Origin of the sequence: Thalassolituus sp. ST750PaO-4 (genome assembly GCF_020320405.1) — a bacterium.
GTDB lineage: Bacteria > Pseudomonadota > Gammaproteobacteria > Pseudomonadales > Oceanobacteraceae > Venatoribacter > Venatoribacter alkanivorans.
Window position 1 is genome coordinate 49,272 of sequence record NZ_JABVCB010000010.1, and the last position, 24,941, is coordinate 74,212.

25 protein-coding genes and 1 tRNA gene are annotated in these 24,941 nt (G+C 52.8%); 13 read left to right on the forward strand and 13 right to left on the reverse strand.

Annotation, left to right across the window (positions count from 1 at the left end):
• Nucleotides 1-3: 3 nt before the first annotated feature.
• A complete protein-coding gene (locus HUF18_RS12130) occupies nt 4-1,812 on the reverse strand; it encodes an acyclic terpene utilization AtuA family protein (RefSeq protein WP_225692382.1) in 1,809 nt (602 codons plus the stop codon).
• A 147-nt stretch (nt 1,813-1,959) separates the two neighbouring features.
• On the opposite strand from HUF18_RS12130, the gene HUF18_RS12135 reads away from it, so the two are divergent.
• From HUF18_RS12135 to HUF18_RS12160, 6 genes are all read left to right on the forward strand, one after another.
• Nucleotides 1,960-2,556, forward strand: a complete 597-nt coding sequence (locus HUF18_RS12135) for a TetR/AcrR family transcriptional regulator (RefSeq protein ID WP_186436024.1) — start codon at nt 1,960-1,962, stop codon at nt 2,554-2,556.
• Nucleotides 2,557-2,575: 19 nt separating this feature from the next.
• A complete protein-coding gene (locus HUF18_RS12140) occupies nt 2,576-2,794 on the forward strand; it encodes a DUF6500 family protein (protein ID WP_225692383.1) in 219 nt (72 codons plus the stop codon).
• Between the two features lie 41 nt (nt 2,795-2,835).
• The gene (locus HUF18_RS12145; RefSeq protein ID WP_225692384.1) at nt 2,836-4,098 is read left to right on the forward strand and encodes an RNA polymerase sigma factor; all 1,263 of its coding nucleotides are present in this window, start codon (nt 2,836-2,838) and stop codon (nt 4,096-4,098) included.
• 86 nt (nt 4,099-4,184) lie between these two features.
• Nucleotides 4,185-5,048 (forward strand): YciI family protein, encoded by an 864-nt coding sequence (locus HUF18_RS12150; RefSeq protein ID WP_225692385.1) that lies wholly within the window; start codon nt 4,185-4,187, stop codon nt 5,046-5,048.
• A gap of 55 nt (nt 5,049-5,103) precedes the next feature.
• A complete protein-coding gene (locus tag HUF18_RS12155; RefSeq protein ID WP_145470663.1) occupies nt 5,104-5,487 on the forward strand; it encodes a YciI family protein in 384 nt (127 codons plus the stop codon).
• A 64-nt stretch (nt 5,488-5,551) separates the two neighbouring features.
• Nucleotides 5,552-5,815, forward strand: coding sequence for a hypothetical protein (locus HUF18_RS12160; protein WP_225692386.1), 264 nt, complete (start codon nt 5,552-5,554; stop codon nt 5,813-5,815).
• Nucleotides 5,816-6,371: 556 nt separating this feature from the next.
• On the opposite strand, the gene HUF18_RS12165 is transcribed toward HUF18_RS12160, so the two are convergent.
• From HUF18_RS12165 to HUF18_RS12185, 5 genes are all read right to left on the reverse strand, one after another.
• Nucleotides 6,372-7,922 carry a Dyp-type peroxidase gene (locus HUF18_RS12165; protein ID WP_225692387.1) on the reverse strand — a complete coding sequence of 517 codons (1,551 nt, stop codon included), beginning with the start codon at nt 7,920-7,922 and terminating at the stop codon, nt 6,372-6,374.
• Nucleotides 7,923-7,978: 56 nt separating this feature from the next.
• Entirely contained in the window at nt 7,979-8,608 is a 630-nt protein-coding gene (locus HUF18_RS12170; RefSeq protein WP_145470668.1) for a hypothetical protein, read from the reverse strand.
• Between the two features lie 2 nt (nt 8,609-8,610).
• Nucleotides 8,611-9,285 carry a hypothetical protein gene (locus tag HUF18_RS12175; protein WP_225692388.1) on the reverse strand — a complete coding sequence of 225 codons (675 nt, stop codon included), beginning with the start codon at nt 9,283-9,285 and terminating at the stop codon, nt 8,611-8,613.
• Nucleotides 9,286-9,401: 116 nt separating this feature from the next.
• On the reverse strand, nt 9,402-9,665 hold the full coding sequence (locus HUF18_RS12180; RefSeq protein ID WP_145470672.1) for a hypothetical protein: 264 nt from the start codon (nt 9,663-9,665) through the stop codon (nt 9,402-9,404).
• Nucleotides 9,662-11,521, reverse strand: a complete 1,860-nt coding sequence (locus HUF18_RS12185) for a Na/Pi cotransporter family protein (protein ID WP_225692389.1) — start codon at nt 11,519-11,521, stop codon at nt 9,662-9,664. Before HUF18_RS12185 ends, HUF18_RS12180 begins: the two co-directional genes overlap by 4 nt.
• Before the next feature lie 784 nt (nt 11,522-12,305).
• Between HUF18_RS12185 and HUF18_RS12190 the strand changes: the two genes are divergently transcribed.
• Entirely contained in the window at nt 12,306-12,905 is a 600-nt protein-coding gene (locus HUF18_RS12190) for a hypothetical protein (protein WP_225692390.1), read from the forward strand.
• Nucleotides 12,906-13,101: 196 nt separating this feature from the next.
• On the opposite strand, the gene HUF18_RS12195 is transcribed toward HUF18_RS12190, so the two are convergent.
• Nucleotides 13,102-14,004 (reverse strand): AraC family transcriptional regulator, encoded by a 903-nt coding sequence (locus HUF18_RS12195; RefSeq protein ID WP_225692391.1) that lies wholly within the window; start codon nt 14,002-14,004, stop codon nt 13,102-13,104.
• 123 nt (nt 14,005-14,127) lie between these two features.
• Here HUF18_RS12195 and HUF18_RS12200 point away from each other — a divergent pair, with 123 nt between their 5' ends.
• Nucleotides 14,128-15,267 (forward strand): aminotransferase-like domain-containing protein, encoded by a 1,140-nt coding sequence (locus HUF18_RS12200; protein WP_225692392.1) that lies wholly within the window; start codon nt 14,128-14,130, stop codon nt 15,265-15,267.
• A 462-nt stretch (nt 15,268-15,729) separates the two neighbouring features.
• Here HUF18_RS12200 and HUF18_RS12205 read toward each other — a convergent pair.
• The 6 genes from HUF18_RS12205 to HUF18_RS12230 form a co-directional block, all read right to left on the reverse strand.
• Nucleotides 15,730-15,805: transfer RNA gene (locus HUF18_RS12205), tRNA-Phe, on the reverse strand.
• Nucleotides 15,806-15,887: 82 nt separating this feature from the next.
• On the reverse strand, nt 15,888-16,166 hold the full coding sequence (locus tag HUF18_RS12210; protein WP_145470706.1) for an oxidative damage protection protein: 279 nt from the start codon (nt 16,164-16,166) through the stop codon (nt 15,888-15,890).
• Nucleotides 16,163-17,266: an A/G-specific adenine glycosylase gene (gene mutY / locus HUF18_RS12215; protein WP_225692393.1), complete on the reverse strand. Its 1,104-nt coding sequence runs from the start codon at nt 17,264-17,266 to the stop codon at nt 16,163-16,165. The genes HUF18_RS12210 and mutY overlap by 4 nt, the downstream gene beginning before the upstream one ends.
• Nucleotides 17,267-17,327: 61 nt before the next feature.
• Nucleotides 17,328-19,751 (reverse strand): bifunctional diguanylate cyclase/phosphodiesterase, encoded by a 2,424-nt coding sequence (locus HUF18_RS12220; RefSeq protein WP_145470710.1) that lies wholly within the window; start codon nt 19,749-19,751, stop codon nt 17,328-17,330.
• Between the two features lie 425 nt (nt 19,752-20,176).
• On the reverse strand, nt 20,177-20,821 hold the full coding sequence (locus HUF18_RS12225; RefSeq protein ID WP_145470712.1) for an MlaC/ttg2D family ABC transporter substrate-binding protein: 645 nt from the start codon (nt 20,819-20,821) through the stop codon (nt 20,177-20,179).
• Between the two features lie 110 nt (nt 20,822-20,931).
• On the reverse strand, nt 20,932-21,342 hold the full coding sequence (locus tag HUF18_RS12230) for an acetyl-CoA sensor PanZ family protein (protein WP_225692394.1): 411 nt from the start codon (nt 21,340-21,342) through the stop codon (nt 20,932-20,934).
• 145 nt (nt 21,343-21,487) lie between these two features.
• Here HUF18_RS12230 and hisB point away from each other — a divergent pair, with 145 nt between their 5' ends.
• The 5 genes from hisB to HUF18_RS12255 all read left to right on the forward strand — a co-directional run bounded on the left by hisB (nt 21,488) and on the right by HUF18_RS12255 (nt 24,797).
• The gene (gene hisB / locus HUF18_RS12235; RefSeq protein ID WP_145470716.1) at nt 21,488-22,078 is read left to right on the forward strand and encodes an imidazoleglycerol-phosphate dehydratase HisB; all 591 of its coding nucleotides are present in this window, start codon (nt 21,488-21,490) and stop codon (nt 22,076-22,078) included.
• A 17-nt stretch (nt 22,079-22,095) separates the two neighbouring features.
• Entirely contained in the window at nt 22,096-22,740 is a 645-nt protein-coding gene (hisH, locus tag HUF18_RS12240; RefSeq protein ID WP_225692395.1) for an imidazole glycerol phosphate synthase subunit HisH, read from the forward strand.
• Nucleotides 22,741-22,768: 28 nt separating this feature from the next.
• Nucleotides 22,769-23,509 carry a 1-(5-phosphoribosyl)-5-[(5-phosphoribosylamino)methylideneamino]imidazole-4-carboxamide isomerase gene (gene hisA, locus HUF18_RS12245; RefSeq protein WP_145470719.1) on the forward strand — a complete coding sequence of 247 codons (741 nt, stop codon included), beginning with the start codon at nt 22,769-22,771 and terminating at the stop codon, nt 23,507-23,509.
• Nucleotide 23,510: 1 nt separating this feature from the next.
• Nucleotides 23,511-24,275 (forward strand): imidazole glycerol phosphate synthase subunit HisF, encoded by a 765-nt coding sequence (gene hisF / locus HUF18_RS12250; RefSeq protein ID WP_145470721.1) that lies wholly within the window; start codon nt 23,511-23,513, stop codon nt 24,273-24,275.
• A 108-nt stretch (nt 24,276-24,383) separates the two neighbouring features.
• On the forward strand, nt 24,384-24,797 hold the full coding sequence (locus HUF18_RS12255; RefSeq protein WP_145470723.1) for a hypothetical protein: 414 nt from the start codon (nt 24,384-24,386) through the stop codon (nt 24,795-24,797).
• Nucleotides 24,798-24,941: the final 144 nt, after the last annotated feature.

The following is a 24,941-nucleotide window of genomic DNA, read 5'->3' on the forward strand; positions in this document are numbered from 1 at the left end:
TCCTTAACGATTCAGCAGCTGCTGATATTCAGCATCGGCCCGGGCAGCAATGTCCGGTGTTACCGCAACCGGTAAATCCAGTAACTGCTGAGCAAAGGCTTTACCCTGCGGATCAATGCGCAGGCTGGCCATGCCACCGCCGCCGAGGGAATTGCGCAATAAAAGATTAAAAGCGTTTAAGCCGGGCAGGGCGAACAGCTCAACATCGCTGTTATCGGCCAGCACGTGGGCAAACCACTGGCCGATATTTTCCGGTGCCAGTGCGGCTTGAATAAAAGGCAGGTAATCCGCATCGCGCGCCATGACACCAATATTGCTGTGATTACCTTTATCGCCACTGCGCGCTACCGCCAGTTTGATTAACGGCACGCTGATATCAGAGTCGGGTGTTTCAGCGGCGGCATTAATTTTGGCTGAAGGCCAGTGCGGAGCATGGTCAGCGCAGTCGATAGCCACGGCTGTTTTATTGTCATCCAGCTGAATCTGTACGGGCACATCGGCTTTCGGCCAGAGGAAAGAAAATAAGCGGATATTCGGGCTGGGTTTTGGCCGGCCACCGACAATACCGGTTAAGCCCGGTGCCATGGCAGTGGCGGCCTGAGCAATTTCGCGGGCGAACACTTCCAGCGCTTTTTTATCGGCGTGACGTACGGCGATTTTAACAATCACTTCGCGGCTGTCTGCAGCGCGGGCATTGGCGCCGTAGGTGGTTTCAGAGCCGAGAATTTCAATATCCTGCGCAGTAAAAGCCTCCATGCCCAGTACCGAATGCAGCACGCTGACGCGCTGCAGAATGGCTTCGGCCACGCGCTGGCCTTTTGCCACGGCATCGCGCCCGCCAATCATAAAGGTCGCGGTGCAGCGGAAGCCGTCCATCCAGGTAGCGCTGACTTTATAGTCGGCCGGTGGTGCATAACCGCGGGCGCCGCTGACGCGGACCTGCTGCTCGCCGCTCTGGACGATATTTACCTGAGTAAAATCGCAGCAGACATCGGGCAATAAATAACAGGCCGGATCGCCGATTTCATACAACAGCTGTTCACCCACGGTAAAAGGCGAAATCAGGCCGCCGGTTTTCGCTGGTTTACTGACCACAAAGCTGCCGTCGGCGGAGCATTCAACAATGGGGAAGCCCATATTGGCGTAGCCGCTTTCAACCAGCTGCCAGTCGGTGAAATTACCGCCGGTACACTGCGTACCACATTCAATGATATGGCCGGCCAGAGAACCCTGCGCGAGCTGATCGTAATCGGATTCGCTCCAGTTAAATTCATGCATCAGCGGGCCCAGCACCACAGCGCTGTCGACCACGCGTCCGGTGATGACGATATCGGCACCGGCGGCCAGGACATCGCGGATGGCCGGAGCGCCGAGGTAGGCATTAACACTCAGGCAGCGGCCGGGCAGCGGCTCGTCGCTGAACATATCTTTTACGCCGGCAAAATCAGCCTGACGGGCGCTGAGGTTATCGCCCTGTACGGTGCCGACGCTGAGGTTCAGCCCGGCTTCGGCGATTAACGCGCGCAACGCCGCGGCGCAGCCTTCAACATTGATACCACCGGCGTTACTGACCACCTTAATGCCCTGGGAGGCGATGGCCGGCAGCAGTGGCTTAAGCGTCTGGACGAAATCCGGGGCAAAACCGGCTTCGGGATTTTTCAGGCGTGCACCGGCCATGATCGACATGGTGACTTCGGCCAGATAATCGAACACCAGATAATCGAGCTGACCCTGCTGTACCAGCTGGTGGGCGGCGGTGCCGGTATCGCCCCAGAAGGCGGAGGCGCAGCCGATGCGGACGGTATCCTGCATGGTGAAATCCTGTTGTTAGCGTTTGCCTAAGACTATCAATCATCGAGCAACCAAGCAAGCGCTTGGTTTTTAGTTTTGCGGCCTGACCGGGATTGCCCCTACAATAGGCCTGTTCGTCATACAGACGTCTTCAGATAAGGAAAACCCGTGATAGAACAACTGATTGCCGAAGGGGTTATTACCGACCCGGGCAGTGCCCGTGGCCGCCTGCTGGCTGCCGCCGCGCGCCTGTTTAAACAGCAGGGGTACGAACGCACCACCGTGCGTGATCTGGCTGCTGAAATCGGCATACAGTCGGGCAGCCTGTTTCACCATTACCGCAGTAAGGAAGATATTCTGCGTGCGGTGATGGAAGAGACCATTCAGCTGAATACCGCGCTGATGCGCATTGCGCTGCAACAGGCGCAGGACCCGCGCGGTAAAGTGCTGGCACTGATCCGTTGCGAGCTGCAATCCATTCTCGGTGAAACCGGCGAAGCCATGAGTGTGCTGGTGTATGAATGGCGTTCGCTTAAACCCGACAGCCAGCAGCACATCCTGAAGTTGCGTGATATTTATGAACAGCTGTGGCTGGATGCGCTGGCCGAAGCCCGTGCTGCCGGCATGGTGGCGATTGAACCTTTTATTCTGCGCCGTTTCTTAACCGGTGCACTGAGCTGGACCACCAACTGGTATAAACCCGATGGTGATATGACGCTGGATGAACTGGCCGAATACGCGCTGACCCTGGCGATAAAACAGTGAAACACAGCGGAGAAATACAGTGAGAGCCAGTCTACGCGCTAAGGTCGTGCAGGTTTGCGACAAGAAAATAGCCGCCAAGGGCGATAATGTCGGCGTATCCTTTTATGCGTTTTTCGCCAATAAAAATGACGATCCGGACCTGCTGATGGAAGCGGCCGAATGGTGGATCAAAACCCATTGTCTCGATCATTTTGAAAAAGCGGTAAAAATTAAAGCCATGGTGCTGGCGGGCGACTGACGCCGGCTATGGTGACAGGGCGCTGACAGGATGCATGCGTGATGCAGACAGGGATTGAGCAGATATATCAGCAGGTCGCGCGTCAGGTGTTTGCCACACTGGTGCGCCTGCTGAAAGACTTTGATCTGGCAGAGGATGCCCTGCAGGACGCCTATCTGAGCGCGCTGGAACAATGGCCGCATGATGGCATTCCGCATAATCCTGCTGCCTGGCTGATCTCGGCCGGGCGTTTTAAAGCCATCGACCAGCTGCGTCGCCGCAGCCATTTCAATGACAACCTGTTGCCGCAACTGACCGATCTGGAAAGCGGCTTTTACGATTTTGACCCTGAGCGTGAGCTGAGTATTCACGATGACCAGCTGCGGCTTATCTTTACCTGCTGCCATCCGGCACTGGCGCAGGAAGCACAGCTGGCATTAACACTGCGCGAAGTCTGTGGCCTGACGACCGAAGCCATCGCACGAGCCTTTGTCAGCAAGGCGCCGGCCATCGCCCAGCGTATTGTGCGCGCAAAAAATAAAATCCGTGACGCCAATATTCCCTACGAAATCCCCGCCCAGAACCAGTTGCCGGAGCGCTTAAACGGTGTTCTGAAGGTGATTTACCTGCTGTTTAACGAAGGCTATTCGGCGGCCAGTGGCGATGAATCACTGCGCAACGATTTAAGCTCTGAGGCGATCCGGCTGGCGCGTTTACTCTGCGCCCTGCTGCCGCAAGAGCACAGCGAAAGTATGGGGCTGCTCGCCTTATTACTGTTGCAGGATGCCCGCCGGGCGGCGCGTATAGATGAGCAGGGTGAACTGATTCTGCTGGAAGACCAGAACCGTGATTTGTGGAACCGCGCACAGATCCGCGAAGGGCTGGAATGGATTACTCGGGCGCTGCAGCTGGGGCCGGTGGGCAGTTACAGCCTGCAGGCTGCCATTGCTGCCGTGCATGCTGAAGCCCGCGATTTTGCCGCAACCGACTGGCGCCAGATTGCCGCACTGTACCAGCGTCTTTATACACAGGAACCCAGTCCGGTCGTGGCGCTGAACCATGCGGTGGCGGTGTCGATTATGACCGAAGGCGGCGGTCCTGAGGTGGCGCTGACTCTGGTGGATGAGCTGCTGAGCCATGGCCAGCTGGACGATTATCACCTCCTGCATGCGGCCCGCGCCGACTTCTTAAGGCGTCTGCAGCGCCCGGCGGAAGCCCTGCCTGCCTACGAAAAAGCGCTGAGTCTGACCAGCTCCGGCAGTGAGCTGCGTTTCCTGCAGCGGCGTATCGACGAGTGCCGTCAGGCGGCGGATAAAAAAAATTAAAAATATTTTCATCTGTCTGTCGATTTCGTCTTTCACCATTCGATTAGTTAATGCCAACAGGCGTTAACTTATATGGAGAAAGTACTATGCGTTTTATGGTGATCAGAAAGGCGGATGCCGAAACCGAGCAGGGCTGTATGCCGAGCAATGAGCTGATTGCGCAGATGGCAGCCTTTAATAATGAACTGGCCAATGCCGGTGTGCTTATCGATGGGACGGGTCTGCAACCCAGTAAAGAGGGCGCCCGCATCAGTTTCAGCAACGGTCAGGCGCTGGTTACTGATGGCCCCTTTACCGAAACCAAAGAGCTGGTTGCGGGTTTCACCATGATTGAGGTGAAAGATAAAGCCGAAGCCATTGAGTGGATGAAACGCTGGCCGGCACTGGATGGCGGCGGTAATGCTCAGCTGGAACTGCGCCGGTTGTATGAACTGTCGGATTTTGAGCCGGGCAGTGGTATTGCCGACACCCATAAAGTGTTTGAGAAAATCACCCGTCAGCCGCAGAGCTGCGCGACCTATCTGACCTTTGATGGCCGTTGCCGCGAAGCCTTTGAGTTTTATGCTGAGCTGCTGGGCGGCGAAATTAATGTGATGCAGACCTTTGCAGCATTACCGCCGGAAGAAAATAACGCCGATGAACATGGCTGTGCCGGCGTTATCACTGATGCTGACCGCGATAAAATCATGCATGCCTGTCTTACATACGGTAAGGGCACACTGATGGGCTCTGATGCGATGCCGGGCCAGTATCAGCAACCGCAGGGGTTTTATCAGCAACTGCAGATTGATGATATGCAGCAGGCGATCAGGGTGTTTAATGCGTTAAGCGAAGGCGGCAGCGTGCATATGCCATTTGGCGAAACGTTCTGGGCGGAAGGTTTTGGTATGCTGGTCGATGCCTGGGGCATTCCGTGGATGGTTAACAGCGGCTTTAAAGCACCGCAGTAATAGCAGTGGCAATAAAAAAACCGCAATAAGAGCGAAAATAAGAACAGGAGAGAATATGAAATATCTGGCTCTGGTGTATTACCAGGAATCAGCAATGAACCAGATGTCGCAACAGGAATGGGATGCACTTAACCGTGAGTGCATCGCCTGCGTGGGGTCTCTGCAGCAGAGCGGGAATTTCCTCGATGGTGCGCCGCTGGAGCAGTCGCCGTCGGCCACCACCATCCGTGTGCGCGACGATAAACTGCTGGTAACCGACGGTCCTTTTGCCGAAACCAAAGAACAGCTGGCAGGGTATTATCTGCTGGAAGCCAATGACCTGAATCAGGCCATTCAGCTGGCGCAGAAAATTCCGCCGGCCCGTTACGGCAGTGTGGAAATACGGCCGCTGCGGGAATTGCAGGAAGAAGGAAACAGTGGCCATAACGCGGTTAATTAATGTCTGATACTCCGTCTGCGTAAGCAGTTGAGTTATCAGCACCGTAGTGATCGGAGAACATATTATGGATGAGGTCAGAGCCCGTTACCGGCAGCTGAAGTGGCTGCTGGTAAGTGCCGAGTTGATCTGGCTTGCCTGTTGTTTGCTGCTCAGCCTGATTGTTGACCCTGGCATCTCTGTGCCAGCGATCTGGGCGGCGGTGGGCTTTTTAATCGCACTGGCGGTGGAGGTGTTGGCTGGTCGCCTGTGTTGTCCGAAATGCCGGCAACCGCTGGGTTTAAGGGTTTACCGCTGGATTCTGATATTCCGTTGCCGGAACTGCTGTTAAAAAAACAGGCGCTAAGCATCCGGAATAAAAAATGCCGCTGTTAAAGCGGCATTTTTATTCCTCGTTCCTACGCGCAGCTTGGGAATGCAACTGTGCCAGCAAGGGCTACCACGCAGAGCGTGGGAGCCAGGTGAGACGTATTCTTTTAAGTCTCATGTCTCAAACACGGTTTCCTTTGAAATGCGGCTGAGCGGGTTACTTAAACCGGCGATCGTGCGGCGCCAGACAACCAGATGATTCTGCGGCCTTCAGAGCAAAACCCTGCCCCGGAACGATACAAATTGCTGGTGTTTTTAAGCGTCGTTCCGGGGCGAATTGTTTTGCGTGCCGCAGAATCGTTGCAGTTGGCTGGATGAAGCCGGACGCGCCGAAAAGAGAGGATCGTAAGGAGATACCTCTCCTTACAGGAGGCCAGGGGCTTGCCCCGGAAAGGCGTTTCAGATTGAAAAACAGTAGTCGGTGAATGCTGAAGTTTGGAGTGACACGATGTCACTCCAAGCGGTGGGACAGCAGTGGCTGTTAAAGCGGCATTTTTATGACTGCAAAAAAGCAAACATCAGGTCGGATCAATAATCCCCTGCGCGATCATATCCAGCGCGGTAATGCTCGGGATAAAGAAGTAATCGCCGCCACGGGTTTCGACCATACGTGGCAGGTGGGTGCAGAAAAATGGTGCTTTACCATCTTTCGGATTCACCTGAACAATATGCTTGTCGGTCAGTTTGCCGTTGTTGGCGCCGATTAATACATCGCGGTCGTTACCTAGATGAAAATCGTTGGAGTAATTCACCCACTGCTGCTGCACAAACTCGAACTGACGCTCGAGGCTGGCGCTGATGCACATAAAAATAATGCCCTGTTCGCTGTTGTCGTTGGTCAGCTCATCATGGCCGCCATAAGGCAGTCCACGGCGCATTAAACGGCGGCGGTCGACCAGTGCACCCGGACGGTCAAAGGCTCCTTTTTCGGTTTCCAGCGAGCCACGGGTATTGGTGCGGCGGATATGAGCACCAATCGGACATTTTGCTCCGTGTTTATCGTCGTTATAGGTGAAATTAATCCACTGCTCTTCCAGAGCTTTTAACTGACCAATAGCGCAGGCATCACCTTCAGCGGCTTTTTTCTGTAATTCCGCCATTTTCCGGTCGAGTTCGGCTTTGGCTTTATCATCCGGTGCCAGCACCAGCGGGGCGCCGTTATCCGGCCAGCGACCGGAAAATTTAGCCATTAATAATTCGCGGCTGCCGTCAAAATCTTTGGCCATATTTTCGACATAGTCGTTAAAGGTTTTTACGTTTTCGTGCAGCTTGCGGTACACCATGTAGGTACCGTTGCGTGCCAGCAGGTGCGGTTCCGGTGCCAGCGGGTATTCTTTGGCTTCATCGATATGACCGAGAATAAATTCACCGGTCGCCAGCGGCTCCCACTTGCCATCACGGTTCAGTTTACCGCGACCGGGCAGGCGTTCCGGGTCATGGCCGCAGCCTTCAAAGTAAGGGTTGCCGATACCATCGACAAAACCAAAGTGTTCTTTGGGGGTGGCTTTACCGTTTTCAAAAACGGCGGAAGCATCCTGATAAGGCAGCAGGCTGCCGTTCGGGCCTTTATGACCAGGGCGGATGCTGACGCTGCCCTGTACGTTTTGCATCAGCTCTTCAATCTGGGCGAAGCGTTGTTCCACCGCTTCCTGGGTCTGACCGTTAATGGAAACCCAGGCGTGTACGGTGTCACCCTGCCATACCGGGTCCCAGTGCTGTGGGCTGCTTGGGCCGTTGTCACCCAGAATGGCGGCACGGGGTTTCATGCCCATTTTAAATTCCTGCGGAAAACCGTCGAGGGAGCGGCGTGGTAAGCCCAGTGCGCACAGACCGTGATAGGTAAAGGCAATATTGGTGGTGGCTGCTGGCTTATCGGATTGATCCGGGTGCTTTTTCTCACTCCAGGGTTCGGCGGTGGTGATCAGCGGAATTAACTGCTGCAGAAAATTGCGGCCACCGGCGTAGTCGTGAAATTCGAGAAAAAAGTAACGTGCCTTGGGGAAACCAAAGCGGCCATAGCCTTTACAGATATTGCCCTGAATATCGTACAGATCGAGAGGTCGGTTCATAATCAGTCCTTGTCGCCAGGCGTGCCGCGCACGCGCTGAATAAATCCCTGGGAAATTCAGTACATGTTTTGCAGACGGGTCTGACCGGGCGCCCAGCTTGGCTGGTCCAGGTCGGCCAGTTTGATTTCTGCCATAAAGTTATTAAAAGCTGTACGCAGTGCTGCGGCATCCTGCCCCTGGTGAGCGAGAGCAAATTCGCTGAAAACCTGTTTTACATACAGGGCTTTCAGTTGCTCTTTTAATGACACATCGGTCGAGCCGTTAAAAAACAGCGTCGTAGTGAGCTGACACTTTTTGATATAGGCGATGAAATCATCGGCGTTCTGCACTTTGTCAAAGGCGACGGCATATTGCCACAGGCTGCGCACATCGGCTTCAGCGTTATCCCACATGCCTTTCAGATAGGGTTCCAGCTCACCGTGGAAGTTACTGGTAAATACCAGGTACTTGGATTTCAGATGATCGCGGGCAACGTCGTTACCCTGCTGAAAAAACACGTCGTTAAGAATAAACAGACGGGCAAAATAGGTATTGGGAATACGGGCAAAAGGGCTGCCGGCATCTTCTTCCAGACGCTGAATGCGGCGACGGGTAATTTTGTCGAATGAGGTCTGTTCGTCATGGACGCCGTTGATCAGCGGACAGAGCGTGGTCAGGCCGTAGGAATTTCCGAAAGTGTTTGCCATGCTCAGGCCTCCTGCTTGCCGGCCACGCGGGCCATCATAAGATTGGCGTGCTGGTGTTCCTGCACCAGTTCGTGCGATGCGCTCATCAGCGGGCTTTCACCCATGCTGCCAAGGTTGTGCTGGTTGCTGGCAAGAAACTGCTGGTAAGCCTGGAAAAACTCTTCGTCACTGAGGTTCGCAGTATTTTTCTGGAAATTGTTCAGATTGGTGAATAACTTCTGCGCCGTTTTTACATCGTTGGCCGCGGCCAGCGGATAGGCGTTGTAGTAATGGCCGCTCTCTATCTGGTTAAAACGGATGTAGTTATAAAAATCGTGCAGCGGAATGGATTTCGGATACTTGATATTCCAGCGCCAGAACATGTCGAGGCCGGAGGGAATCGCAAAAGAAAAGGAGTCGATGTACTGATCCCAGCTGCCGTTAAAATTACTTTCAAACAGCATGTAGCTGTAGGTCAGTTTTTCTTTCGGCTGGCTTTTGTCTAAGCGTGGAAATGACCAGCGGTTAATAATGGTCCAGCGTGCGTAGTGAATCAGCGACAGGGTCAGTAAACCCTTGAGGAAGTAGGGGAAGGTTTTTACCACCACCCAGAAAATCAGTTTTTGCCAGAGGGCAGTCCACCACCGCAGCGGGGTGAGTACATTCATACCATAGGCTTTGCCGGCGACGTTCGACATAGTGAATTCCTTTTCTGGTGCCAGATAAATCGTGCAGTCATGCAAGCGGCAAAGACTCTAGCGGTTTCTGCGTTGCGGGTAAAGGACGCAGCGGACCTCTTTAGGGCGGGGCGCGGCTAAAGGTTATCGTCTTCGTTATTGTCCAGTTCGCGCAGCATTTCCAGCCCTTTGCGCCGTTGTGTGGCGAGAATGGAAATCTTTTCTTCCAGTTCCGCCCGTTCCAGTTCGCTGTCGCAATTCTGTAACTTAGCTTTCAGTTCATGCTGTTTGTGTTTGAGCTTATTCAGCGCGGCAGCCAGCTCTTTGCGCTGGCGCTGCTGGTGTCTTTGCTGCTGGTTAAACAGCGCATTGAGCTTTTTCACCAGTCGGGAAAATTTCATAAGCCTTGCTCCGGTGGCGGGGTGGCAGTGTCTTCATCACTGCGTTGCTGTTCCAGTTGCTTGTTAATGGCTGACAGGTCGGCGTGTTCCAGTTGCAGGCTTTCCGGTGTGTCGCCCTGTGGGCTCTGCTCATCAATAAACAGATAGCGCGCAGCCTGAATCAGCGCGCGGCAGACTTCCTGGCAGTAGCCTTTATCGGTCATCAGTGAGGTGGCCATCTCAGCGCTGATTTTACGGGTGCGGATTAACCCTTCGATCAGGCTGTCGGACTGTTCGCGCTCGCGTTCGGTCAGCAGCAGCTGGTGGTCTAGAGCGAGGCGGCTTTCCACCACGTCATCGATCTGGCGTACCTGCTGAATGGCGCGCAGCACGTCGCCGATCTGCTGCCGCAATTGCTGATAGGCCTGCGCCATATCCGGGTTTTCGCTGTGAATATAAAACAGCAGGTTGCGCTGCAGATGTTTGACGCCCTTGATAGCCTCAATCAGATAGTGATCGGCGGCGCGCAACTCGCGCAGCTGTTCGTCCTGGCGACCGCTGGCTTTTTCCCGTGCGCTGCTGATAAAACTGATGATGGCCGAGTAAATCCCTTTCACCTGTTGTTCGTACAGCTGTTGCAGGTTGGTATGAATGGCTGAGTGGCTCTGGTCGCTTAACAGTGCAATAGGCTGTCCTCGGTGAAATTCATCGGCCTGCCAGCCAAGCCCCTGCAGTACCAGATCGGTGGATAACGCGTACAGGCGGATGCTTTCGCTGCGGGTTACCGCAACGGCAGCAGAAGGGGATTCCATCGCCGATTGATTCAGATATTGCGGCTGCATACGGCTGGTGGCCCGTTCCGGCACCAGACGCAACAACCAGCCTTGCAGACGTGGCAGCTGAGGCACCATCAGCATGACGCCCAGCAGGTTAAACAGGGTATGGAACAGGGCCAGCTTCAGTGTGTAGTTATCGGCGCCGATACCCAGCAGCACGCTGAGATGTTCAACCAGCCACAACAGCACCGGCATTAACACCAATGCCACCACACCGGTCAGCAGGTTAAACAGCAAATGTCCGAGAGCAAGCCGCTTGCCTGCCGTATTGGCGCCAAGGCTGCCCAGCACGGCGGTAACCGTGGTGCCTACGTTGGCGCCGATAGCCAGTGCCAGCGCATCCATATACTGCACATGACCGGCCGCCAGCGCGGTCAGAGTTAATACCAGCGTGGCATGGCTGGATTGCATCACCACCGTGGCAATAATGCCGAACAGGGTGAACAGCAGCAGCCCGGCAATGCCCTGTGGGCTGATGGTGCTGAGATCCAGACTGCCCTGCAGCGTGGCAAAGCCATCCTTCATGTAATCAATGCCGAGAAACAGAAACCCCATGCCGGCCAGAATATGGCCGATACCGGCGCGGCTCTGATTGGGCTGAAACAGCAGCATGACGCCAAACACCAGCATTGGCATCGCCAGCTGGGAAAGGTTGATATCGAGACCAAAACCGGCAATCAGCCAGGCGCCGGTGGTAGTGCCCAGATTTGCACCAAAAATAACGCCCAGTCCGGCACCGAGGTTGATCAGCCCGGCCGACAGAAAGGAGATGCTCAGCACCGATACCAGTGAGCTGGATTGCATCAGGGTGGTGGCGGCCACACCAAAGAGCAGGGCTTTGCCGGTGGTATTGGTGGAGCGCTGCAGGACACGTTCGATCAGGCCGCCACTGAAACTCTGGAAGCCACGTTCCAGTGACAGCATGCCGAACAGGAAGATAGCGACACCGGCAGCAATCTGCTGCAGCTGGGGACTGCTCCACAGGCTGAACGCCAGCAGCAGCATAATGACCGGAAAGAGCATGCGCTTGAGCAATTCCAACGGGGGTAATCCTGTAGTTCCGGGCAGAGCTGTCAGTTAACCCAATGGCCTTTTGTTCAGCAAGGGAAATTGCTGTAGCAGTATCTGCAGACGTTGATCTAAGTCGCTGAAAAAGCAGTTCTTTGTGTGAATAACCTGATCGGAATTTCACCCTGACAGAGGTTGTTCAGTGAAAGTCTGTTTATTTATACACAGAATGCTGTGTATAACTAAGGGATAAGCTGGCGATAACTGCCTGCAGCCCGCAACAGGCCTGCAACGCTTTGCCATGGTGCCAGTCCGGCATCGGCCGGATTACCGGAAACCCTTGAAAATCAAGGCTTTTATGGTGTTTTTTACACAGCCGTCAGGTTTTTCAGAGTAATGCGTTGGCAAGTCATTTTTTTTAATAATCAGCAGAATTAAGAGTTGTTTTTAACAGAAAAACTCTTTATATGGCGATTCTGTTACGGTTTACCCACAGAATCTGTGGATAACTTTGAGTATAAGTTGAAGAAAAATCCCCCTGTCCCCCACGCTTTGTAACACCCGTTTAAATTGTTTAAAAAATAATCAATCTGCAGCCCGATGAAAATCAGAGCGAAGGAAGCGAGGAGGTTGGCTAATACTGCAATATCCAGCTGGATTTGATGGCTGCTTTGTGGGCTTGTGTATTTTATGGAATATAGATTAAAGCTATAAATTATCACTAAGCGAGTGAGAAAGAGTATCAGACTGTTCAGGGACTATTTGTTGCGTCTGAGCTTGTGTGGCTCTTAATTGAACAGTGAGGAGGGTAAACAGGATGGATGCAGCATATACAGCAGCTCTGGAAGCAGTGCTGGTCAGCTTATTAACGGCCTTCTTTGGCTATATTGTATACAGATTCTCAAGTAAGAGCCGTTGCAGTGTATGCCGGGAATATCTTCCCACCAGTGATCTGCGCTGGACACTGTTTGTCACCAATCCAAAAACAGAAAAACTGGAAGAGAAGGCCTGTTGCAATCCGTGCTTTCAGGCTTGGTTGATTGGTGGAAAAGCGGAGGCATGTGTTCGATGCGGAGCCTCATTGGAAGTTTCCGAGGGGATAATGTTCAGGATCGGGGATGATGCTGTTAGGGTTTGTGCTCGTTGTGCGGCCCTGCCTTTACCCTCAGAGAAAGTGATGTTGAAAGATCTGCTGAACGAGGAGTTTCTTTCTCACCATACGGTTTTTTCAAGTTTCTCAGACTTGATATCAAAGTATGGAGGGGTGCTGAAGGAAGAAGATCTTAATACGTTTGAGTTTGACGCTTTCATTCGGGCAAACAGCGATTATGCCTTTTTCCGTGACATGTTGGAGGATGCTAAAGAATGGCACAGAGTAAAGCTGCTAAGGCGCCACTTTTATGTCCGGAAATCCTGACACTAACTGAGAGTTTGCTTTGTCTTTGCCGGCGAACTTGGCTGAGGAGTCAGTTGAAGTAAGAGCGTGCCAGGCTTCGATGGTCGTTTCTCAGGAGAGGAGTTGGTCTGTTTTGCTAAAGAGGCCTTATGCCTTGTGTTTGGCAAATGTCCTGAGTTGCAGCATCAGCCAATGTTGGTTTGATCTATCCACGGCTTTACATCAGTGAAACCGGCAAATTGAAGACCAGCCTGAAATGAGCATCTTCAGTTAAAAAGTGATTCTTTTCATAGCAGATCAGCGCTGGAGTTGTCTGCATCTTAAAACCGGACTGAGGGAGCCATTCCTCCATAATACGACTCAGATAAGGTAATAAATCGCCATAGCAACCTTCCAGACGAAATGCTGCATGCACGCCTCCCGGAATAACCATGCTGTTCACAACTCCGCTACGAGTGAGCGGCTTTTCAATGCCAATGCATGCAACATAACGGCATCTGGGCAGAGGCACCCAGGCCGGATTGCTGTGGTGGAGTGCGATTTGTTGTGTGCTATCGCGTCCTTCTGATGCCGCCCAGGCTTGTAGTGTCTGCCAGGCCTGGCGAATGTCTCGCCCATAGCCCTGGTGTCTGACATAGGCAACGGGCTGGTTTTCCAGGATGACAATATCCGGCTGAGGTAATTCCCGACTTTGTACCCGCTGATAGCCGGCTGAAATTTCAGGATCGTTCAGATAAGGCGGTTCGGTACTTTTGCTTCCGGTAGAGCGCCAGGCTCCTGGTGAAACGGAAAACAGTTGCTTAAAGGCATGGCTGAATGAGGATACCGAATGGAAGCCACACTTTTCGGCAATTTCCTGAACGCTGCTGCGGTGCTCAAACATCAGTTGGTTGGCGGCATGCTCCAGCCGTGTGCGGCGGATGTATTGATGAACAGATTCACCAACAACTTGACGAAAAATACGATGAAAGTGCTGCTCGGAATAAGAGGCAACATCTGCCAATGCTTTAGCTGTCAGTTCTGCTGAGATGTCTTTGTGGATAGCGTACAGCGCATTATTTATCCGCGATCGTTGATGATAGTCCAACAGATTCTCTCCCCCGACATCATATATCGACATGTGAAAGCGCATGTTTCGACAATAGATGTGCGTTATACCAACAATCTTCAGATTATTTGAGAAGTATATTATCAACACCGTCTTTTATTACTAATAACAGAGTTGATTCAGGCGGAGAGCCATATGCAGACGGCAAAACACGTACAACAACTGCGCTCATCCTATATACGCGAAATTCTCCGGGCGGCCACTGCTGATGGCGTTATATCTTTAGCCGGAGGCCTGCCTGCGGCGGATTTATTTCCCCATGCCTTGCTGCAGGAAGCGATGATTAAGGTGGCAGGTAATAAACAGGTTTTTCAGTATGGCGAGACGCGGGGTTATGCACCGCTGCTGGAGCACCTGAGGGTAACCTGTGATCTGAAGGAATCGCACGGCACGCTGGTGACAACCGGGTCTCAGCAGGGATTAGACCTTATTGCCAGAACGTACATTAATCCAGGGGATCACATTGTTCTGGAAGCTCCGAGTTATCTTGGTGCTTTGCAGGTATTTACCCTGGCACAGGCAAACATCAATACCGTAGTTCAGACGCCAAATGGCCCGGATCTCATGGCGCTGGAACAATTATTTACATCAAGGCCAGTCAAACTGTTTTATGCCGTACCGGATTTTCATAATCCAACCGGCATCAGCTGGTCATTGCAAACTCGCAAAAAGGTAGCAAATCTGTGTCAGGCTTTTAATGTTACGCTGATTGAAGATGCCCCTTACCGGGACCTTAGATTTTCAGGTGAAGATCTTCCCCTCGTATCATCTTTCTGCCCTGAAAATGCCATGGTGTTACGGTCATCATCAAAAATATCAGCGCCGGGTTTGCGGCTTGGTTCTGTAACCGGGCCAGAGGAATGGATTACTCACCTGATAAGGGTTAAACAGACATCTGATCTGCATAGCAGTTTACCGATGCAGGCTGTTTTGCTGGAAGTTTTCACTCACCCTGAATTTGAAGCGCATCTCCGTAATGTTCGAAGCCACTATCGCCAGCGTTATCAAGCGCTGGCACAGGCAATTAATCAGCATCTTCCGTCAGAGATATCATATGCGGAAGTTGAGGGTGGCATGTTTCTCTGGTTGAGGCTTGCTCAGGGAGATCCAATGGAAATTGCAAAAAATGCTTTGGAGAAAGGCGTAGCCGTTGTGCCAGGAGATGTTTTTTATAGTGCTGATGACATTCAATCTCCGGCTATCAGACTTAACTTTAGCTATTGCAAGCCAGAAGATTTAAACGCGGCAATTCAGTTATTAGCAAGGGTTGTATAGCTACTCAGGATGGAGTGACGTAGATTTTATTATAAGGATATCGTGCACACTAATATGGGCGGCAGTAAATCATTATCAACCAATGGGCTATCAAACCGGCGGTCGTTTTTTATTCGTCCTGTTTGCCTGTTCTCTGTGACTCTCTGAGAGAAGCAGAGGCGCTTGCCGTGCAATCGGCGATTGAAGTAGAAACGGAATTGAGCCTGATCAGAGAGGCTCACAAATGTGTACCATATGTGTGACAAGCTGAAAGGCGTGCATAAAAAAGTTGCGCACTAGCGAGTGCTCTTAGAAAGCGTGGTGCCCAGAGGTGAACAAATCGGCCGGGAACAGATTTGCACAGCCGCAGACTGTCCGCAGGAGGAGAGCTATAGGTGGCTCTGATGAATCGAACCTGAGATGACGCCGGATTTCAGGCAATAAAAAAGCCCGCATATTGCTATGCGGGCTCTTTAATATTCGTGGTGCCCAGAGGCGGAATCGAACCACCGACACGGGGATTTTCAATCCCCTGCTCTACCGACTGAGCTATCTGGGCGTCTTGTTGAACAACGTTGTGTTCGTCAAGTGGCGCGTATTAAACCCGTTGGCTGAGGGAGTGTCAACCCCTCGCAATCGGTTTATTTATCTTTATTTTCAGGAACATAGCCTTCGGCCTTGTCGAACTCGTCGCCGCTGAAGAATTTGTCCCGTTGTTCGGTCAGATATTTGCGCGCCTGCATGTCCATCATATTGAGGTGTTTCTCGTTAATCAGGCGGGTCTGGTGCACGGTCCACTCATCCCAAGCCTTCTTTGACACATGCTGGAAGATCTCTTCGCCTTTCGGGCCGGGGAAGGGCTGGCTGCTCAGGCCTTCAAGTTCCTGTTGGTACTTTTTGCAGAAAACGGTGCGGGTCATAACAATTCCTCGGACGGTATGCCGGATTCGGCGCTGGTGCCGGCCATGCTTTGCAGCAGCATTTTTACCGGTGCTGCCAGGCCCAGCGTGCTGGGGTTGCGGGGATTGTACCAGTGTTGCTGCTGGTCGCCAGTTTCGCCTACGGCGAGATGGCTGTGCGGCAGACGGATGAGTATCGGCTGAATATGCAGGTGATAGTGGCTGAATGTGTGGCGGAAAGGGGTCAGCCACTGCTCTTCATCATCGCCGCTGTGATGATTGAGCTGTTCCTGCAGCAGTTGCCGGGCCTGTTGTATGTCCTGCGCCTCCGGAAAGCTCCATAAGCCACCCCAGATACCTTTCTGCGGACGCTGCAGCAGCAGGTATTCGCCAGCCGGGTTCTGAATCATCAGCAACAGGCTGTGCTTTTCCGGTTTTTCCTTTTTCGGTTTGCTGTTCGGGAACTGTGTTGGCTTGCCGGTTTGTAAGCCCTCACATTGTGGCTGCAGCGGGCAGATACCACAGGCGGGCTTGCTGCGTGTGCAGAGGGTGGCGCCCAGATCCATCATCGCTTGGGTGTATTCGCGTGAACTGTGTTGCGGCGTCAGTTCTTCCGCCAGCGTCCACAGCTGGTTCTGTACTTTCGTTTCGCCGGGCCAGCCTTCAATCGCGAAGAAGCGGGTCAGAACGCGTTTGACGTTGCCGTCGAGAATCGGCGCATTGATATTCATGCTGATGGAGGCGATGGCGGCGGCGGTGGAGCGGCCGATGCCCGGCAGTTCGCTTAAGGCTTCGACGCTGCGCGGAAACTCGCCGTTAAAGTCATGCACCACGGCCTGAGCGCAGGCGTGCAGGTTGCGTCCGCGGGCGTAGTAACCGAGGCCGGTCCAAAGGTGCAGAACGTCGTCCTGAGTCGCGGCGGCCAGCGCCTGCACATCGGGGAAACGCTGCATAAAGCGTTCAAAATAGGGAATAACGGTGCTGACCTGAGTTTGCTGCAGCATGATTTCGGAAACCCAGACCCGGTAAGGGTTAATCTGCTGCTGCCAGGGCAGGTCTTTGCGGCCGTGTTTGTGATACCAGCCGAGCACGGCATCGGCGAAAGAAAATGAGCGCGTCATAAATACAGATGATTAAGATTTGGGCGCCAGTATAGGTATTTCAGCGTTGTGGAACGAGGGCTTATTGCAGCAGGCTGATATGGTTGCCCTGCTGACGCATGCGCTCATTTTCATTGAGGAACTGATGCAGCTGGCCCAAAGACAGTGGCCGGCTGAACAGATAGCCCTGGCCCTCGTCGCAGTTGTTCTGCCGTAAAAAGTGCAGCTGCTCCTGGGTTTCAACGCCTTCAGCTACCACCGTCATACTCAGTTTATGCGCCATGGCGATTACCGCGGCGGTGATTGCCATATCGTTCTTGTCGTCCGGGATATCCATAACAAAGGAGCGGTCGACCTTCAGTACGTCAATCGGGAAGCGTTTGATATAAGCCAGAGAGGAGTAGCCGGTACCAAAGTCATCGATGGCGATGGCCACGCCGATTTTCTTGATTTCCTGCATGATCTGAATCGCGCTTTCTACGTCTTCCATCAGCGTGCTTTCGGTAATTTCCAGCTCCAGACAGTGGGGCGGGATCTGGCTGATTTCGATCACACTGTTAATACGGGCCAGCAGGCTCGGGTCGGTAAACTGACGGGCCGAGAGGTTAACCGCAACCTTGGCGGTATTGGGCAGTACATTGCTGCGGATCAGTGAGCTGATCTGACGACAGCTTTGTTCCAGTACCCAGCTGCCGATTTCAATAATTTGTCCGGTTTCTTCGGCAACGGGGATAAAACGGTCGGGAGTAATCATGCCTTTATCCGGGTGCTGCCAGCGGATCAGGGTTTCGACACCGGTAACGCTGTAATCGAACAGGCTGATTTTAGGCTGGAATACCAGACTGAATTGTTCGCGGTTAATGGCTTCGTTGATTTCTTTTTCCAGTGACAGGTGTTCGAGAATCGACTGGTTCATATCCTCGGAGAAAAACTGGAAATTGTTGCGTCCAAGCTCTTTGGCACGATACATGGCCAGGTCGGCGTTTTTCATCAGGGTGTTAACGTCGGTCGAGTCATCCGGTGTCAGGGTGATACCAATACTGACGGTGGTGACGATGTCCTGGCCTTTGATGCGGATAGGCTTGGCCAGTGCCAGCAGCAGTTTTTCGGCGACCACCAATACGTCGGAGGTGTGATGAACATCGGTCAGCAGGATGGTGAATTCGTCACCGCCGATGCGCGATACGGTGTCATTTTCGCGCACGGTAGCGCTTAAGCGGTTGGAAACTTCTTTCAGCAGAATATCGCCGGCATCGTGACCCAGAGTGTCGTTGATGCGTTTGAACTGATCCATATCGAGGAACATCAGCGCCATCGAAGAGCCGGAACGCAGTACGCTTTTAACGGCCTTTTCCAGACGGTTTTTAAACAGGCGGCGGTTGGCAAGGCCGGTCAGCGGGTCGTAAAAGGCGAGGTTTTCCATCTGAATCTGGGCGGCTTTCAGCTCGGAAATATCTGAAATAGCCCCTAAATAACCCAATAATTCGCCATGACGGTCGTGCAGGGCACTGGCCAGTAACTGAATCCAGGTATGACTGTGATCGCGGCGTACCAGACGCAATTCCAGTGCGATACTTTCCTGCTCGCAGATCAGCCGGTTCCAGGCTTGCTGGGTGGTGCTGAGATCATCCGGGTGAATACGGGCAAACCAGTCCTGCAGGCTGGGTAATTCATCGGGGATGCCATGAATATCGCGCCAGCGCTGATTCACATATTGCAAACGCTGCTTGCCATCGACCTGAAAAATACCAACGGGTGAGAGGGCGGTGAGTTTGCGGAAGCGTTCTTCGCTGGTTTTCAGCGAGGCGTTTTCGTCTTCAATAGTCAGCAGCAGACCGTTGAACAGATCGACCAGATCGCCCAGTTCATCGTTATTTTCTTTGGCCGCGCGGATGGAGTAGTCCTTGTTGAGCATAATATGGCGCAGGGTATTGCCCAGGTCTTTCATGGGCCTGGCGACGACGTCCTGCAGCTTGGTCGCCAGGAAAATTGCCAGCAAAACCGCTGCTGCGAGAATCAGCAGTGAAAAAATCAGAAACTGATTAATTCGTTGTAGCAGGTCTTTGTGGCTGATCTCTATATAGAGAGTACCTATGGGGTTGTTGTCCAGCAGAATGGGGAAAAACTGGGCGAAATTACTGTGCTGATTATTTTGCAGGCCCTGCAGGATTTCCGGGCACTGTGTTGCGCCGTCTTCCGGATGATAAGACGCTGCCAGCGCCTGGCTTTCGGCATAGATACAGCCACGCACAACACTGCTATCGGCACGCAGGGTATTCAGATTGGTGCGCAGTAAGGCGAAGTCGCTGAAGGTCAGGGCGGCGGTAGCACGGTTGGCAATAACTTCACCCAGTACGGTCAGTTTTTTCTGGGTGTCCTGGCGGCTCAGATAGTATTCGAGAGAAATAAAGGCGAGGTTTGAAACCAGCAGGGTCAGGCCTGTGGTAATCAGAGCGATGATAACCAGCTTACGGCGCAGCGACTGTGCGCTGAGAGAGCGGATCACAGCTCACTCTCCTGCGCATGCCCGGGATAACCCTGTGTGCAAATCATCGGATGGATACGATTCTCCCGTTGAATAAAACTGCTCATGCGACCCTGCTGCACAACACTCTCCGATTCCCTGCTGCTGGCAATATGCCCCAGGCTGAATACCTGCCAACAATCCTGTTGAGTGGCCGCGACAGAGGCATCTGCATGATTCTGGCGGCCGGAGACAGACAATAAACTGCTGTGCCGGATTGCGGAAGAGATTCCTTCGCGGTGGAGGCGGGCTTTGCCGAGTATGTCCGCCTGCGTACGGCACCTTCTTCAGCTTAGGTAAGGAGTGTGAGGATTACCATTGTCTGGCGAAACGCAGGCATAAAAAAACTGGCCGCAAGGGCCAGTAATAGGGGAGGAAAAAAACAAGAAAGAGAGACTTGCTGTAACTTAGTTGGCGTCCTGTGCAGAAAGTTCCGCCAGCAGTTCATTCATGCTGATATTTTGCAGACGCTCGCTCAGTTGCTCGCGGTAGGTTTTCACCATACCCAGGCCGGCAATGACGGCATCGTAGATACGCCATTCCTGACTGTCTTTATCGCGGTACAGGCGAAAGTCCACAGGAATTGTGTTGCCATTGTTCTGTTTCAGCGTGCCTTTAACCAGTGCTTTATCGCCGCTGTCGTTAAAGCGCGCTTCATCAAATTCAAACTGTTCGCCATTAAAGGCTTTAAAGGCGCCACTGTAGGTGCGGATCTGCAGCTCACGGAAACGGTCAATAAAAGCCTGACGCTGCTCCGGGTTGGCGCGGCGCCAGTACTTGCCCAGTGCGCCCATGGCTATTTTTTCCTGATCGATAGCTGGCACGATATAGGTCTGCACCAGGCGGCGGACTTCCTCTTCGGTGCGCTGTTCCGGCTGCAGTTTGTTCAGCTCGTTAATGATGCCCAGCGTTGCTGAAGCAACTACATCGCGCGGTGCAACTTCAGCCGTAACGGCTGTCGTACCAGTCTCATTGGCTGCAACACCGGAGCAGGCAAGCAATGCGGCTAAAAAAACCGCAAAGGTTGATAATGTCTGGATGGCGATTCGCATATTGGTTATCCGTCAGGAGACTTACAGTTTGACCAGTATGGCTATCGGCGCCGGAGATGAAAAGGTGGCGGTTTATGAATTTTTTGTTGCGTCCATGCAACGATGATGGGTTATTTGTCTGGATTGTATGTCCATAAGTTATCTTTCAGCGTGAATCCGCGGTGCTGCAGAGCAGCAGTAAGGTCGTCCGGGCAGGCTTCAACACGGAGTGTTTTACCTTCGCCGGTCGCCCACTGCTGAATAAAATGCAGTAACTGGTGCATCACGCCACGGCGCTGGGTGATGGTGCGTACCGCCGCCTGTTGCAGAAGTACTCCCTCGTTGCTTTCGTTTGCCAGAATCACGCCGATAATACGGTCGTTAAAACGTCCGGCCATAATCCAGCCACCACTCTGCAGGTGTTGCTCCAGTGCGGTGCGGTCAGAAAGCAGGCCGTTGGTTGCGGTTTCCTGATGAATTTTGTCGAGATCGTTCCAGTCGGCATCGGCCGGTGACTGGATATGTTCCAATTTAACGGGCACAGCATGGCTCCATAGGATGGCGGGATAGCAGGCCGGAGCGGAATATTGCCGGGAATTTGTCCCGCCGCCTTGTCCCGGCCTATTTTCTTAAGCGCTTTGCTTTATAATGCTTTCTTTTCCTTTTTGCGAGAGTTGGAGCAAGCCCATGGCCCGCAGCGCAACGGTCGAGCGTAATACGCTGGAGACCCAGATCAGCGTCACCATCAACCTGGACGGCACCGGTAAAGCACGCTTTGATACTGGCGTACCTTTTCTGGAACATATGATGGATCAGATTGCCCGCCATGGTCTGATCGACCTCGATATCACCTGTAAAGGTGATAACCACATCGACGATCACCACAGCGTGGAAGACATCGGTATTACCCTCGGTCAGGCATTCGCCAAGGCCGTCGGTGATAAAAAAGGCATCGTCCGTTATGGCCATTCCTACGTGCCGCTGGATGAGGCGTTGTCGCGGGTGGTTGTCGACTTCTCCGGCCGTCCCGGTCTGGATATGAAGGTAGAATTCACCCGCGCCAGCATCGGCAAGCTGGATACTCAGCTGTTCTGGGAGTTCTTCCAGGGCTTTGTTAACCACGCTGGTGTGACTCTGCATATCGATAACCTGAAAGGCTTTAACGCCCACCATCAGGCCGAAACCATTTTCAAAGCCTTCGGCCGCGCACTGCGTATGGCGCTGGAGCTGGATCCACGCATGGCCGGTGTGATGCCGTCCACTAAAGGTTGCCTGTAAGCACAAGGGATAAATGAATGAGCAGTAAACTCTGTGCAGTGATCGATTACGGCATGGGCAATCTGCACTCCGCCCATGGCGCGCTGCAGACTGTGGCGCCGGATACCAAAGTGGTGGTTACCAGCGATGCCGACGTGATCCGCAAAGCCGATCACGTGGTATTGCCCGGTGTCGGTGCTATCCGTGACTGTATGGCAGAAATCCGCCGCCAGGGAATCGATCAGGTCGTGGCCGAAGTGCGTAAAAGCAAGCCACTGCTGGGCATCTGTGTGGGCCTGCAGGCCATGATGGAACGCAGCGAAGAAAACGGCGGCGTCGAATGCATGGGATTATTTCCCGGCGAAGTAAAATTCTTCGGCAATGATCTGGTGGAAAACGGCGAACAGCTGAAAGTCCCGCATATGGGCTGGAACCGTGTTGAGCAGGTTGCGCACCCGCTCTGGGCCGGTATCGCCGATAACAGCCGTTTCTACTTTGTGCATTCCTATTATGTGCAGGCGGCTAATGCTGCCCAGGTGAAAGGCCGTGGCCATTACGGCGTCGACTTTGCGGCGGCCATGGGCGAAGACAACGTCTTTGCGGTGCAGTTTCACCCTGAAAAAAGTCACAACGCCGGTCTGGCGTTACTGAAAAACTTCCTCGCCTGGGATGGTCAGGCCTGATTCCAAATTCAGAATGTAAGGTAAAACAATGCTGGTAATTCCTGCGATTGATTTAAAAGATGGTCAGTGTGTGCGTTTGCGTCAGGGCCGTATGGAAGATTCTACCGTCTTTGGTGATGATCCGGTTTCTATGGCCAAGCGCTGGGTCGATGCCGGCTGTCGCCGCCTGCATCTGGTGGATCTGAACGGTGCATTCGCCGGTACTCCGGTTAACGGTGAAGCGGTGACGGCAATCGCCAAAGCGTTTCCGGGTTTGCCGATTCAGATTGGTGGCGGTATCCGCACGCTGGAAACCATCGAGCATTACATTAAGGCTGGCGTCAGCTATGTGATTATCGGTACCAAGGCGGTTAAAGAGCCGGAGTTTGTTAAAGAAGCCTGTAAGGCATTTCCGGGCACTGTCATTGTCGGTCTGGATGCGCAGGATGGCTTTGTGGCGACCGATGGTTGGGCTGAAGTGTCTGACGTTAAAGCTGTCGACCTGGCCAAGCAGTTCAAAAACGACGGTGTAACCTCCATCGTTTATACCGATATTGCCCGTGACGGCATGATGCAGGGCGTTAACGTGGAAGCCACGCTGCAGCTGGCGGTTGAGGGTGGCATTCCGGTGATCGCCTCCGGTGGCGTCACCAATATCGAAGATATCCGTGCGCTGTCCAAAGTGGCCAGCCAGGGCATTCTGGGTGCCATTACCGGCCGTGCGATTTACGAAGGCACGTTGGACGTCGCCGAAGCTCAGACGCTGGCTGACGAGTTAACAGGAGCCTGATATGGCGCTCGCCAAACGTATTATTCCTTGTCTGGATGTTGATAAAGGACGTGTTGTTAAAGGCGTGAACTTTGTTGGTATCCGCGATGCCGGTGACCCGGTGGAAATCGCCAAGCGTTATAACGACCAGGGCGCCGACGAAATTACCTTCCTCGATATTACCGCCAGTCACGAAGGTCGTGACACCACGGTGCATATGGTGGAAGCCATCGCCGAACAGGTATTTATTCCGCTGACCGTTGGTGGTGGCATCCGCGAGCTGGACGATATTCGCCGTATGCTGAATGCTGGCGCTGATAAGGTGTCGATTAACTCTGCCGCGGTATACAACCCGGAGTTTGTTAAAGCGGCGTCAGATAAATTTGGTGCGCAGTGTATTGTCGTTGCGATTGACGCCAAGCAGGTCGGTGATAATCACTGGGAAATCTTTACCCACGGTGGCCGCAAGGCGACCGGTATTAATGCGGTAGAGTGGGCGGTAAAAATGGCTGAATTCGGCGCTGGTGAAATCCTGCTGACGTCTATGGACCGTGATGGCGTGAAATCGGGTTTCGACCTCGGTGTTACTCGTGCTATTGTTGATTCTGTTAATATACCGGTGATCGCCTCGGGTGGTGTGGGCAACCTCGACCATCTGGTGGATGGCGTGAAGATCGGTCATGCCGATGCGGTGCTGGCCGCCAGTATTTTCCACTTTGGCGAATACACAGTGCAGCAAGCCAAGCAGCATATGGCTGCGGCGGGCATCGAAATGCGGCTTGATTAACGACCATCTGCAGAAACGGTGATGCTGGTTCTGCAGGTCAATGAAAAAGATTCGCTGGGAGGCGGATCTTTTTATGTTAATTAGCCTGTCAGAATTTAAGGAATGACAATGGGACTTAAGGAAAAAAAAGCAGCACGTGATTTCGAACAGGATCGTTTGGATTCATTGAAGGCTCAGATCTTCGAAGCTGCTAAGTTCGAGTTCGAAATTGAAATTAAGTGGGACACCATTACCATTGATGGTTACTCACACCTGTATGATCAAACCTGGCCTTTGATTTATTTTGAGCCAGTAATTATTGCACTTAAAGAATTGTGCGCCGATGATTTTTGCCAGGAAGCCGTCCAGGCCGATCTGAAAAAAATAGTTATTGAAAATGATGGCGATATTCATAACTCCGATAAATGTGCCTCATACAGCGATGGTGTGTTAACGATTAACCACTCGCCAATTATCAATGCAGAGAATCAGGTGCAGGATCGTGCGAAAACCATTCGGGAAGTTATCGAAAACGCACTTTAAGTAACGACGCTCTTCTTGTAATAAAAAAACAGACCGCATATTGGCGGTCTGTTTTTTTATAAGCTGCCGTAAAATATTATTCATCACATAAAAATTGTCAGGTCAGTGATACCAGTCGGTAAGTTCTGTCGTCCTGAATCGCTG